7 protein-coding genes and 1 pseudogene are annotated in these 12,287 nt (G+C 58.6%); 2 read left to right on the top strand and 6 right to left on the bottom strand.

Translation table 11 applies throughout. The features are described from left to right. The 3 genes and pseudogenes from IP81_RS18140 to IP81_RS18130 form a co-directional block, all read right to left on the bottom strand. Nucleotides 1-255 (bottom strand): annotated as a pseudogene (locus IP81_RS18140) (TonB-dependent receptor); the annotation flags it as partial. Between the two features lie 531 nt (nt 256-786). Then, the gene (locus tag IP81_RS18135; RefSeq protein WP_054109413.1) at nt 787-2,268 is read right to left on the bottom strand and encodes an aldehyde dehydrogenase (NADP(+)); all 1,482 of its coding nucleotides are present in this window, start codon (nt 2,266-2,268) and stop codon (nt 787-789) included. 161 nt (nt 2,269-2,429) lie between these two features. Beyond that, on the bottom strand, nt 2,430-5,234 hold the full coding sequence (locus tag IP81_RS18130) for a TonB-dependent receptor (protein ID WP_054109412.1): 2,805 nt from the start codon (nt 5,232-5,234) through the stop codon (nt 2,430-2,432). Between the two features lie 330 nt (nt 5,235-5,564). Between IP81_RS18130 and IP81_RS18125 the strand changes: the two genes are divergently transcribed. After that, nucleotides 5,565-6,881 carry an MFS transporter gene (locus IP81_RS18125; RefSeq protein WP_054109415.1) on the top strand — a complete coding sequence of 439 codons (1,317 nt, stop codon included), beginning with the start codon at nt 5,565-5,567 and terminating at the stop codon, nt 6,879-6,881. Next, nucleotides 6,878-8,716, top strand: coding sequence for a hypothetical protein (locus tag IP81_RS18120; protein WP_054109411.1), 1,839 nt, complete (start codon nt 6,878-6,880; stop codon nt 8,714-8,716). The genes IP81_RS18125 and IP81_RS18120 overlap by 4 nt, the downstream gene beginning before the upstream one ends. 3 nt (nt 8,717-8,719) lie before the next feature. On the opposite strand, the gene IP81_RS18115 is transcribed toward IP81_RS18120, so the two are convergent. Genes IP81_RS18115 through kdgD form a run of 3 tightly spaced genes read right to left on the bottom strand, consistent with a single transcriptional unit; the run spans nt 8,720 to nt 12,043 of the window. After that, on the bottom strand, nt 8,720-10,222 hold the full coding sequence (locus IP81_RS18115) for a carboxylesterase/lipase family protein (RefSeq protein WP_082356304.1): 1,503 nt from the start codon (nt 10,220-10,222) through the stop codon (nt 8,720-8,722). Next, nucleotides 10,219-11,109, bottom strand: coding sequence for a LysR substrate-binding domain-containing protein (locus IP81_RS18110; protein WP_054109410.1), 891 nt, complete (start codon nt 11,107-11,109; stop codon nt 10,219-10,221). Before IP81_RS18110 ends, IP81_RS18115 begins: the two co-directional genes overlap by 4 nt. 19 nt (nt 11,110-11,128) lie before the next feature. Beyond that, complete coding sequence (gene kdgD, locus IP81_RS18105) at nt 11,129-12,043, bottom strand: 5-dehydro-4-deoxyglucarate dehydratase (RefSeq protein WP_231627124.1); 915 nt, start codon at nt 12,041-12,043, stop codon at nt 11,129-11,131. Nucleotides 12,044-12,287: the final 244 nt, after the last annotated feature.

The following is a 12,287-nucleotide window of genomic DNA, read 5'->3' as shown; positions in this document are numbered from 1 at the left end:
AAGATCGGTCAGTGAGTAGATCTGGTCACGACCCAATTGTTCAGCAGTCGTTACGGTTACCGCCAAAGGTACATCGATGAGCCTTTCATTGCGCAAACGCGCTGTCACGATGATGGTACCATCTTCATTGACTGTAGTTTCATTGGCCGATTGCGGCGCGCTCACTTCTTGTGCGTGCGCGGCAGATGCCAGCGCCAGAAGTGATACGGTACAAATGTTGGCCGAACTGATCGCAAGCGCTTTGAGACCTATCATAATCCAATCCTCCCCTTAGTGTCGCGCGGGTGCCCTTTGGCACCTTGTTCCCAGCCGCGTTTTGTGACGGGTCGTCCGATAAGAAAAGTCGCAAATTCCCTATGATAAGATAGCGCTGGATTATGGTTTACCTCTGCCGAACCAAACTATCGCAGCTGGCATTCAATCGTTCAGGCTTTGCTTGATCGATTGCGGTCTTTTGTCTGCGTGATGGCGACGAATGTTGAGTTACAATGAGCATTGATCGGGGAGGGGCGGTATTCATCACCGAGAATTGTGCCATGCCGATTTCGCTGGCTAACGGTCGGGAGGCGTCGGAGCGATCGACATGGACCCAATGAGTGCGATCCGCAGCGGAGATCGAGCCACGTCTTCAGATATAACGTTGGTCGGCCCCGACCAGAACTTCTAACCGGTGCGTTCGCGTAAGCGCGTTCTTACACAGCCCCACTCGGAAAGTGCTCTAGTGGTTCGATTCTGACATTTGCATCCCTGTGGGGATGGGTTGGAGCAAATGTCAAAATAAATCCACTAGTGGTCCAGCAATTCTCGCACTAGCATTTCGGCGGGGAAGTTCTGATAGCTGACCGGCCGCAAGAAGCGCTCGATAGCGAGACTGCCCACCGAAGTTGTTCGCGAATCTGATGTTGCCGGAAACGGACCTCCGTGGACCATCGCAGAACAAACTTCCACGCCAGTAGGCCACCCGTTCAAAAGGATACGTCCGGCCTTGCGTTCCAGCAGCGGAAGCAGACGTTGAGCCATTTCCTGATCGGCCGCGTCCATGTGCATGGTAGCTGTCAACTGACCTTCAAGAGCATTCAGAACCGCCACTTGCTCGGCTTCATTGGTGCAAACAATCATCATCGATGATGCGCCGAACACTTCGCAGGCCAAATCAGGGTGTGCCAAAAACTGTGTGGCAGTCGTGCGGAACAGATAGCTGCCCGCGCTTGTGGCATCGCCGACATCCCTGCTGCAAGCTAACAATTCCAAAGCATAGTGCGCCGTCAATGATGCAGTTTGCTTCACGTATGCGTTACAAATGCCGCGGCTGAGCATGACCTGTGCCGGTGCAGAAAGGACAGCCTGGATTGCCGCCTGTGTGAAAGCGTCAAGGCCGTCGCCTGAAATTGCTATGACAAGCCCCGGGTTTGTGCAGAATTGGCCTGCACCCATCGTCAGAGAGTTCACGAATTGGCCACCAAGCTCTTCCCCGCGCACTTTCAATGCTTCTGGCAAGAGAAGCACGGGGTTCGTGCTCGACATTTCAGCATATACCGGGATCGGTACGTGTCGGGCTTGGGCGATCTTCAACAGTGCCAAACCTCCCGCGCGGGATCCTGTAAACCCCACCGCACTAATGCGCGAATCGCGAACCAGTGTCTCGCCCAGTTCATGCGACGGGCCGGCAACGTGCTGGAATACCCCTTTTGGTAGCCCGCATGCTGTGGCAGCGCTAGAAATTGCTGAAGCTACCAACATGCTTGTTAACGGGTGCGCTGGATGACCTTTGACCACCACAGGGCAACCGGCTGCCAGCGCTGAAGCGGTATCGCCACCAGCGGTTGAGAATGCGAGCGGGAAGTTCGAAGCACCGAACACGGCCACGGGGCCCAAAGGGATCATGCGCAACCGGATATCCGGGCGAGGCACCGGTGCGCGGTCAGGTAGAGCAGGATCAATCTGCACTCGCAGCCAATTTCCTGAACGGACCACATCTGCAAACAGGCGGAGTTGGCCGATGGTCCGCCCACGCTCACCCTCAAGTCGCACGCGCGGCAATCCGCTTTCACACATCGCAGTCTCGATGAGCTGATCCCCGATGGCCAAAATCTGGTCGGCAATTGCCTCAAGGAAGCGCGCGCGCAATTCATAGTCGGCGGTGCGATAGGTATCGAACGCAGCTTCGGCCAGCGCGCAAGCACGTTCGACTTCGTCTGGCCCATGGACCGGCAAATCCTCGCCAAAGGCTTCCCCGGATGCAGCGTTTACGGAGCGGAATGCGGTCATGGCTACAAATTCCCGAGTGTTGGAAAGTGAAAAACCGCAGGCATGCATCCTGCGGTTAAAAAGTGCCCGGTCCCATCATCGGCGGAGGGTTTTGCGGTTTGGCCGATGACGGGACCTGTCTGCGCTAGCTAACGCAGACCGGGCGAGGGAGTAGTCCGTTATCAGAACGTGAATTTCGCTCCGACGTTGAATTGACGGCCACTGTGCGTCAGCACATTCAGGCGGTTGGTTTCATCCACGAACTGGTCGTTCCTGGTATCAAGCAGGTTGATCGCCTCGACACTGACCTTGATGTTTTCGGTAATGGCATAAGACATCTGCGCATCAAGGTTCGTGGTGCTGTTGGTTCCATTGAAGGCGTTGCCTTCAGTGCCGGGAACCGAAGTGAGGTAGTTCGAACGATAAGCAACCGAGCCACGAACCGAGAACTTGCTGTCTTCGTAATAGAGCGTGAAGTTCGCAGCATTCTTGGAAAGGCCGAGCAATGGCGCGATCACGGTAGAAGCGCCGTTCGACGATGTTAGATATTCGATGTCCGACTTTACATAGGTGTAGTTGGCCAGCATCCCGAAGTTTTGAAGCACGCCCGGCAGGAACGAGAAGGGCTGCTGGACGTTGAGCTCAAAGCCCTGCAGCTTACCCCCGTCTGAATTGACCGGACGGCTGGCAATGAATTCGTCAGATGGGCTGGCCGTGGTGCCGCTGAGCAATGACGCCGGAAGCCCCAGATCGGCAAAAGGTACGTTGACCGCCAAAGTCTGAATGAAAGTGCCGATGTTTTTCTGGAACAAGGCGACCGAATATATCGCACCCTTGGTTGGATACCATTCCACCGCAAAATCGAAATTGGTCGATTCTGTGGGGTCAAGATCAGGGTTGCCCGAACTGAAGCTGCGGTTCCCGCCTGCGACATTCAGATTTCCGCCCGGCGAAAGCGAGGCAATCCCTGCGCGTGACATGGTCTTGGCGGCTGCGAAGCGCACGAGCAGATCAGGGGTTACATCAAACACGAAGTTTGCGGAGGGTAGCCACCGGTTATAACTGCGATTTGCAGTCACAAAGTCAATCGTAGCGCCTTGGCTCGCATATCCGGTGGAAGCCTGCTTGGTGTTGACATACCGCATGCCGACATCGCCGCGCAATGGCAGGCCTGCGTCTTGCATGTTGAAGGCCAACATGCCCCAAGCGCCGAGGTTTTCTTCGGTCACGGTAATGAACGACCCGCGCGCCGATGCCGTCTCCACGCCGCCTGTGGCATAAAGCGGATCAGTGTTAATACCGAGGTTGGAGATGAAGTAATCCAGATTGGGCACAATCCAGCCGGTGGCTGTGCCGGCAGGCAGATCCAGACCACGCCCGAAGCCGGTGAACTGAGTGGTTGCGGCAACAAGTTGTGCAGGCGTCAAGGTGTTCACACGCGTCTCGCCCAACACGCGACGGCGCTCGGTCGAATCGTATGTGAACTTGCGCCAGTCCAGTCCGGCCTTGACCGTAAACATGTCGGACGCCTTCCATTCCAGCGCGCCCTTGGCAGTGGTGAAGGTATTGTCGACAGTTTGCGGACGGATACGGACTTCGGAAGTGCCGTTCACATGGGCAAAGGCAGCCGGCGAGGTTATGTCCACGCCTGGTGTGATCGCTGGGAAACGGCTGGAGAAATCATACTTGAAGTTCTGGGTGTTGCTTGCATCCATCGTCACCGTGGTCTGGATCGGATTCGAGAACGCCGACTTCGAATAGCCGACAAGGCCGGTGAACTTAAGCGTATCGCCCAGTTCCTGTTCCAGATTTCCGGTCACTTCGTAAAAATCGGTGATCAGGCGGTCGAAGCGCGATTGGGTGCGCACATCGACGTTGTCGAACGTGCCGCTGATGATGTTGTTGTTTGAATCGACCACGCCGTTGCGGATGATCGTTTGCGGCTTGCCAGTGCCCGAACGCGAGAAGCTTAACGCCTGTAGCTGGGCTTCGCTGCGGGTGCCATCCAGGCGAGAATAAAGTCCGTCGATTGAAAGCAAGGTGCTTTCTGTGGGGCGCATCTGCACCGAGGCCGCCGCGCCCAGACGTTTCTGGTCGATGCCATAGGAAACCAGCCCCGGAATGCGCGGGTGGAACAGGCCAGTATCGGGATTGGCATCATTGATCTGGGCGATGGTCTTGCCCGGCAGCGTGGACGCTGCGTTGAAGCCGCCGTTGAACCCGCCATACGTCCAGCGCGTTATATTTGCGCCTTCTTCCTTGATCTTGCGCTCTTCGTACGAGATCGACATCAGCACGCCAAAGGTGCCTTCGTCGTTGCTCGTGGTCGCCAAGGTCGAGATGCGCGGCGTGGTCTTGCGCGAAAGGTCGTTGTAGCTTCCTTGAACCGAGACGCTTACGGTCGGCTTACGGAAGTCGAACGGGCGAGCGATGTTCAGATCGACCGTCGCGCCAAGCGAGCCTTCTTCAACGTCGGCCGAAGCCGTTTTGCGCACTGCAAGGCTGTTGAACAGGTCCGACGAGAAGATGTTGAAATCAAAGCCGCGGCCTCGATTGACGCCGCCCGAATTGTCGGTGCCGCCGGTCGTGCCGATGGCTTCCATGCCATTGATGCGGACACGGGTATATTCAGGGCCAAGACCGCGCACCGAGATGTTGCGGCCTTCACCGTTAACGCGGCTGATCGCTACGCCCGGAATGCGCTGAAGCGATTCGGCAAGGTTCAGGTCTGGGAATTCGGCGATATCTTCAGCCTTGATCGCATCGATCGCAGCGGTTTCACTGCGCTTGAGCGAAAGCGCGCTTGAAAGGCTTTCGCGAAATCCGGTAACGATAATCGCGTCAGACGATCGGGTTGCCGATTCGTCAGCCTGTGCTTCCAATGGCTGGGCGGCGTCTTGCGCCATCGCCGGAAGAGCGCTGATCGCCACAAACGCCGAACTGCAAGCAAGTGCGGCCTTTACGGCGCGCGTGTTGGATAAAGCCATTTCACATCCCCTGATACCTGGCTACATCCGTGCCAGATCGTTGCCGGTCGTGTTTCGCCGGTGCCAGCTTTCGATAACCAACGTCGGTGCCATTATGCCAACCTCAATCGAGCATGAATCATTGCGTGTCTTGCACTGATGCCGGAGTGATCGTTGCGCGGGGTGTTTGTGTGAACCCTTGCTTCAAGATCTAGCTAGCGATTGGCTTGATCGCTGCGCAATTGGACTTGGACCGCATTTGCCGACTTGGCTACCTTTGTCGAAAGCCCCGCAATTGCAAAGCGTACGCAGAAGCGCGAGGGACGCAGACAACGCGCAACGGAGAAGATGATGCCAACGGAACAAGCCGCGCGGCCAACCCGCATCCGTTACCGCATCATTGCGCTGATCTTCGCTATCACGACTCTGAATTATGCTGATCGTGCCACGTTTTCGATTGCTGGTGGGGCAGCCTCTGCCGAACTCGGGCTAAACGCGGTGGAAACCGGCTATATTCTGTCGGCTTTTGCCTGGGCTTATGTCCTGGCGCAAATCCCCGGCGGGGCTTTGCTTGATCGTTTCGGCACCAAGCGTGTCTATGTGGCCGCCATCGCAATCTGGTCTGCCTGCACCGCGCTGCAAGGCTTCGTCGGCTGGCTGCCGGGGGTCACGGCGGTCACCACCCTGTTTGCCATGCGCTTTCTGGTGGGGCTGGCCGAAGGGCCGTCATTCCCCGGCAATGCGCGGCTGGTTGCGGCCTGGTTTCCAGCGCGTGAACGTGGCACGGCTTCTGCTATCTTCAACTCTGCGCAGTATTTCTCGCTCGTCGCCTTTGCGCCGTTGATGGGCTGGCTGGTCCATGAATTCAGCTGGCGCGCGGTGTTCTGGGTGATGGGCGTGCTGGGTCTGCTGGCCGCGCTGATCTTCCAACTGTTCATTCACGGACCCGATCGGCATCCGGCGATCAACGCTGCGGAAATTGAATTGATTCGCGACGGCGGCGGTCAAATCAATCTTGAAGGCGTGGCCGGATCGGCCAAGGTCTTCGATTGGGCCAATATGCACCACCTGCTAACCAGCCGGATGATGCTGGGCATTTATCTTGGCCAATATTGCATCAATGTACTGACCTATTTCTTCGTCACCTGGTTCCCGATCTATCTGGTTAAGGAACGCGGCCTCAGCATCCTTCAGGCAGGGTTTGCCGCCGCAGTTCCAGCCATTTGCGGCTTCATTGGCGGGCTTGCCGGCGGCGTGATTTCCGACCGTATCCTTGCCCGTACCGGCAACATCGATCGGGCGCGCAAGATCCCGCTCGTATCGGGCATGTTGCTCGCCACGATGATCCTTGGCTGCGTCTGGGCAGAACAGGAATGGGTGGTGATCGCACTGATGTCGCTTGCGTTCTTTGGCAAAGGCGTCGCCTCGCTTGGCTGGGCAGTCATGGCGGATGTCGCACCGCGCCAGCTTGCCGGGCTTTCCAGCGGGGTGTTCAACATGTTCGGCAACACAGCCGGGATCGTCACTCCCATCGTGGTCGGTTATATCGTGGCGACCACAGGATCGTTCGATCTTGCGCTTGGATTTGTGGCCTTCCACTGCCTGCTGACCATCGTTGCCTATACTGCCATCGTCGGCCCGATCCGCCGTCTGGAATTGCCGGCATGAATGCTGATCGTCGCACTGTCATTGCCGGGCTTGCTTCGTTAAGCGCGTTTCCTTCACCGATCTGGGCGCGCACGCGCAAGCCGCTTGAACCCATAGCGCTGAACACGCCGATGGCTGCGCCGCGTTGGGCGCGCATGCAGCGCGATCTGCTCACCGCTCACACCGCAGCTTGCGAGACCTATTATCAGCGCTATGTCGATGCCGACGACGCGTTGAAATGCTTTGTCCGCTGGGGCGCGAACGATGGCCCAGACGATGCGGCCGAATTTACCAACGATTGGGTGCTGCTTCACGCGCTTGGCGCATCGGACAAGTTGCTCGACCTGTCACAGCGGTTCTGGGAAGGCCACTTACGTCAATATGGCCACGCCAAAACGCGTGAAGTGGCGATTGCCAGGCGCGGGATGTATCACCGCGATTTCCCAGTGCAGATGGATTGGCAGCACAATGCCGAGGGTCTGTCGACCTTTAACGTGATGGGCCTCAGCGCGCCTAACGACCCCCGGCTGGCCAGGCGTACGCGCCGTTTTGCCGATCTTTATACCGGGCGCGATGGCGTGGTAGGCAACTACGATCCGCGCCATCGCGTGATCCGCAGCCTGATGAACGGCAGCCGCGGGCCGATGTTGCGCAAGGCTACAGCGCTCGACTGGGCAGGCGACCCTTTTGACGCCAGCCGCTTTCACCTGGAACACGGCGAAGACAATTACGCCCAGTTCCTGGCGCACTATCAAGAGTATACCGATGTTGCCGGCGATAATCCGCTGAACCTGCAAGCGACGACGCTTGGTCTCAACGCATATGCGCTGGGGCAGGGTGACCGGTTTCGGCAATGGTCGCTCGATTACTTCGAAGCGTGGGCTGAACGCACCCGCGCCAATGGCGGGGTGATCCCCAGCAAAGTCGGGCTGGATGGCAAAGTTGCGCCCGATTGGTGGGGCGGCACTTATGGCTGGAATTTCTCGCCCGTCGTCCCGCAAACCGGTTTGCGCGAACACCGCAACCGGGTGCCCCGCTCGATCACTGCGTTTTACAATGCGCTGCTGCTCAGCGGCGATATGGAATACATATATTTGTGGCGCCGCCAATCGCAGCGGATCAATGATGCCGAACGCAGCATCGATGGCGTGGCTTCCACCCCCACGATGTACGGCCCTGATGGCTGGTATGGCTGGAACCCCGGCCCTTATCGCACCAGCGCGTTCGAAATCTGGTATGCCACGCAAGATCCGCTAGACCGCGCGCTGGCAGGCGACGATCCCTGGATTGCGTTCCTCGAAGGTCGCAATGCCGGCTATGCCGAAACCGCATTGGCAGAGGATCGGCAAAAGCTCGATGCGCGCGTTGCCGCGAGCCTTGCCGATACCTCAACACGCGAAACCCGGCTTGCCGATTGGACGCTTGGCTATAATCCGGCCATGGCCAAGGCACTGGTCCAGACGATGACCGGCGGCCTTCATATCGCTCGTCCATCATGGTCGCGCACCAGCCCACCGCAAGGCGGCGTACCACTGCATTGCCGCTTGCGCTATTTCGATCCGGTGGCAAAGCGCGCTGGCGTACCCGAAGATGTCGCGGCACTGGTCCACGGCATGGCTGATCGCGAAACCCGCGTTACACTAGTCAATCTCGGGCCAAAGCCCCGCGAAGTGGTGGTGCAAGGTGGCGCGTTTGGCGAACATCGCATCGATTCTGTGACCGAGGCCGGTATCCGCCGCGATGTGGATGGCCGCACCTTCACCGTCTCGCTTGCACCCGGTTGTGGCGCAGACCTGACCATTGCCATGACCCGCTATGCCAACCGGCCCAGCCTCGCGATGCCGTGGACTCAGTAGAGCCTAGCCGCCAGGTTTGATATACGTGATCGGCGCGAGCAGCTTACGCTCTTCCCCACGCGGATCACGTTCAACGCTAATGGCGCGGTCAAAGATCATCGTTTCGCGCCGCTCCAGCGTATAGCGAGGCCATTGTGGCAGGTTTCCGCCATTGGGATCACCATGACGGGCCAGCCGGATAAATGCATCGGCCATATGTGCTGCCAGCTCTGCCGCCTCAACCGTCGCGCCTGTGCGAGCAGAGGCCAAATGCGTATTGGCAAAGACCAGCCCGATGTCGAGCGTGTGAAACGCCCCCAATACGCAGCCCGCCTCAGGCGCTGGGAAATCAAGCTGATACATCCATGTCGGGCTGGGCGCATTGTCAGTGCCTTGGCGGGCGCGCATTTCGGCCTGTACCAGATGGCCCGGCCATGATCGTGTTGCGGTGGACATCGCCAGCAACAATTGCCCCGGCGTATGCGTGGGATAGAGTTTGCGGTAATTCTCGACCAACCACTGCGGATCAACATCTTTGACGATCTGTCCGGTGATGCGCGGGACAAGGTTGTCCCATGTCGTATCGCCCGCCTTCAGCGTTGCCGCCAGCCAATAGCCTGTTTCATCATGCGTATTGCCAATTATAAGTGGTATATCCGCTGCCTCTACCGGTGCATCAGGGTAGAACGGGTGGCGTTTCAAGGCACGGTGATCGAGTGTTGAGGCAAAGCTGATTTCGCCTTTGCCCTCAATCGGGTCGGGCCCGCCCATCGCTTCAACCAGCCGTTCCATAGGCATTTCGCGGAAGCGGTCAAAATCGGGCGCACCGACTGCGGCCATCCACGCACTCGCGCGGCGGGTCGCATTCATCGGCCCAATCGCTGTCACATGCTGCCCGCTCATCGTTGCGGCGCTGTGGAACAACGGGCGAGCTTGCTCCATGGCCATCAGCGATACCACTTTGGCCCCGCCGCCCGATTGGCCAAAAATCATCACGCGCGCAGGGTCGCCTCCGAAAGCTGCGATGTTATCGCGCACCCATTCCAGCGCCATGCAGATATCAAGGTTGCCGACATTGCCCGATTCGGCAGGGCCGCCCAAATTCGCAAAATAGCCATAGCCAAACCCGGCAAGGCGGTGATTGAGCGTCAGAACCACAACATCGCCGCGCAGCACCAGGTTGCAGCCATCATAGAGCGGATCGGACCCTGATCCGTGTGCATGGGCGCCGCCATGCAGATAGACCATCACTGGCCTGCGCGCCTGATCCAGTCCGGGTGTCCAGATATTCAGGAACAGGCAGTCTTCGCTGGTAGGCTCTAAAGCGTGGGTTTGCGGCGCGGCAGGCGCATAATTCTGCGCGGGCCGCACATCAGTCCAGGCTTTTGGCGACGCAGCGCGTGCAAACCGTACGGGCCGTGTATCTGCGCCATAACGCACGCCGCGAAACACCAGCACTCCACCTTCGAGATTGCCTTGGACACGGCCGTGGCGCGTGGCCGCTATGGGGTCGGATCGGCCAGTCACTCAGCCACTGTTTGCAAGCACAAACGGCGCACCGCCCCCAGCGCGGGATTGGCGTTTTCACGCTTCCAAGCCATGAACAATTCCACCGGCTTTTCAGGCTTGGTCACCAGTTTGCGGAATTCCACGGCATCAGGGTGAAGCTCAGCGGCAGATTGGGGCACAATCGCTGCGGCTACGCCCGCGCGGACCAATCCCAGCATGGAATGAATTTGCGTAACGTGCTGCAAAACCAGCGGACTGATAGCGGCTTCATCAAAATAGCGCATCAGCATGTCGTTGAAATAACCCGCCCCCTGACGTGAATACATCACGAGATGGCGCGCATCGAGATCGGGCAGCGTCAGTTCGTCCTTCACCGCGCGATCATCTCCGGTGGGCAGCGCAACCATCAGCGGTTCTGACAGGACCAGCGCAGTATCGAATTCGCTGCGAACAATCGGCGGACGCATGAACGCCAGATCGACCATGCCGGTCAGCAGAGCCTCGGTTTGCTCGCTCGATACCATTTCGTGCAGTTCAAGGTCGATGTTGGGCAATGCCGCGCGCGCATCGGCCACGATCCGGGGCACCAGCGAATAGCCTGAAACCGCCGTGAACCCGATCGAGACTTTGCCCGCATCCCCCTTTGCCACGCGGCGCGCTGATAGCGCTGCGTTCTCGGCCAAGCGCACAATCCGCCGCGCTTCGACAAGGAACACACGCCCCGCTGGCGTCAGCGCCACATTGCGGCTTGTGCGCTCCAGCAGTGTTACATCCAATATGCGCTCCAGCAACTGGATCTGCCGGCTAAGCGGTGATTGCGTCATGTTGAGGCGCTGCGCCGCGCGGCCGAAGTGGAGTTCCTCGGCGGCGGCGACGAAGCAGCGAAGTTGGCTCAATTCGAACATGACTTCGCTCCTAGGCGCTTCAGCTCACTTCGGCGAGCGCCTTGCCTGAAACACGTTCGATCAAGGTGCGCAGTTCTTTATGCTCGGCCTCGGTCAAATCGGTCAATGGCGTGCGAACGGGGCCAACCTCGCGCCCGACGATCCGGCACCCGGCCTTGACGATTGACACGGCATAGCCCCGGCTGCGATTGCGCAGGCCGATGTAGGGCAACACAAAATCGCGCAACTGCGATTGGACGAATGTATGATCGCCCGCGCGCACCGCATTGTAGAACGCCAGCGCCCATTCCGGCATGAAATTGAAGATGGCCGAGGAATAGGTAGTCACGCCCATTGTCAGATAGGGCGTGGCATATGTTTCCGCTGTCGGAAGCCCTCCGATATAGGTCAGCCGGTCACCCATGCGGTTGTAAACGCGCTGCATCAGTTCGATGTCACCAACGCCGTCCTTGAAACCGACGAGATTGGCGTTGCGTTCGCACAGTCGGGCCAGCGTAACATCCTCAAGGATCGCATTGTCGCGGTTGTAGACGATCACGCCAAGGCCGGTTGAGCGGCAAACCGCCTCGACGTGGGCAGCAAGGCCCTCTTGCGTGGAACCGACAAGATAAGGCGGCAAAAGTAGCACGCCATCGGCCCCGGCCTGTTCGGCCCCGCGTGCGATCTGTGTGGCAATGGCCGTGCCATATCCGCAGCCCGAAATTACCGGCACACCATCTTTGCGCACTTCGACCGCAGCACTAACCACATCGACCGCTTCTTCCGGCGTCAGCGAGAAAAACTCGCCGGTTCCGCCTGCTGCAAACAGCCCGGACAGCTCATGCTGAAGCATCCAGTTGCAATGATCCTCGAACGCCGCGAAATCGATGCTCCCGTCTGCCGAAAACGGCGTGACGGGAAATGACAGCAGCCCTTCGCCAAGCCGGCGTGCCATTGCTACGGGATCCATTGCAAGCTCCTCTACATCTGCGACATCGCGCAGTCTTTTTGCTTGGCATGGGTTTAGTTGCTTGGCTCCCGTCGGTCCAAACCAAACCCGCGATGGAACGATGCACCGATTGGCTAGATCGTGTTGACAAAAGGGATTCCCATCTGGCCCGAGTTCCGATTCAAGACAGCTTCTGAGGAGCAGTCGTGGGGTGTGGAGACTTGTCGGATGGGAAGTGGGAACTGTTCGA

Source organism: Novosphingobium sp. AAP83 (assembly GCF_001295795.1).
Classification (GTDB): Bacteria; Pseudomonadota; Alphaproteobacteria; order Sphingomonadales; family Sphingomonadaceae; genus Novosphingobium.
The sequence above is the reverse complement of the archived record's forward strand: the minus strand, read 5'-3'. Positions and strand labels throughout refer to the sequence as shown.

What these genes read in the sequence shown, in the direction of transcription:
- IP81_RS18135 (WP_054109413.1), bottom strand. Translation starts at nt 2,268, where the DNA reads ATGACCGCATTCCGCTCCGTAAACGCTGCATCCGGGGAAGCCTTTGGC.
- IP81_RS18130 (WP_054109412.1), bottom strand. Translation starts at nt 5,234, where the DNA reads ATGGCTTTATCCAACACGCGCGCCGTAAAGGCCGCACTTGCTTGCAGT.
- IP81_RS18125 (WP_054109415.1), top strand. Translation starts at nt 5,565, where the DNA reads ATGCCAACGGAACAAGCCGCGCGGCCAACCCGCATCCGTTACCGCATC.
- IP81_RS18120 (WP_054109411.1), top strand. Translation starts at nt 6,878, where the DNA reads ATGAATGCTGATCGTCGCACTGTCATTGCCGGGCTTGCTTCGTTAAGC.
- IP81_RS18110 (WP_054109410.1), bottom strand. Translation starts at nt 11,109, where the DNA reads ATGTTCGAATTGAGCCAACTTCGCTGCTTCGTCGCCGCCGCCGAGGAA.
- kdgD (WP_231627124.1), bottom strand. Translation starts at nt 12,043, where the DNA reads ATGGCACGCCGGCTTGGCGAAGGGCTGCTGTCATTTCCCGTCACGCCG.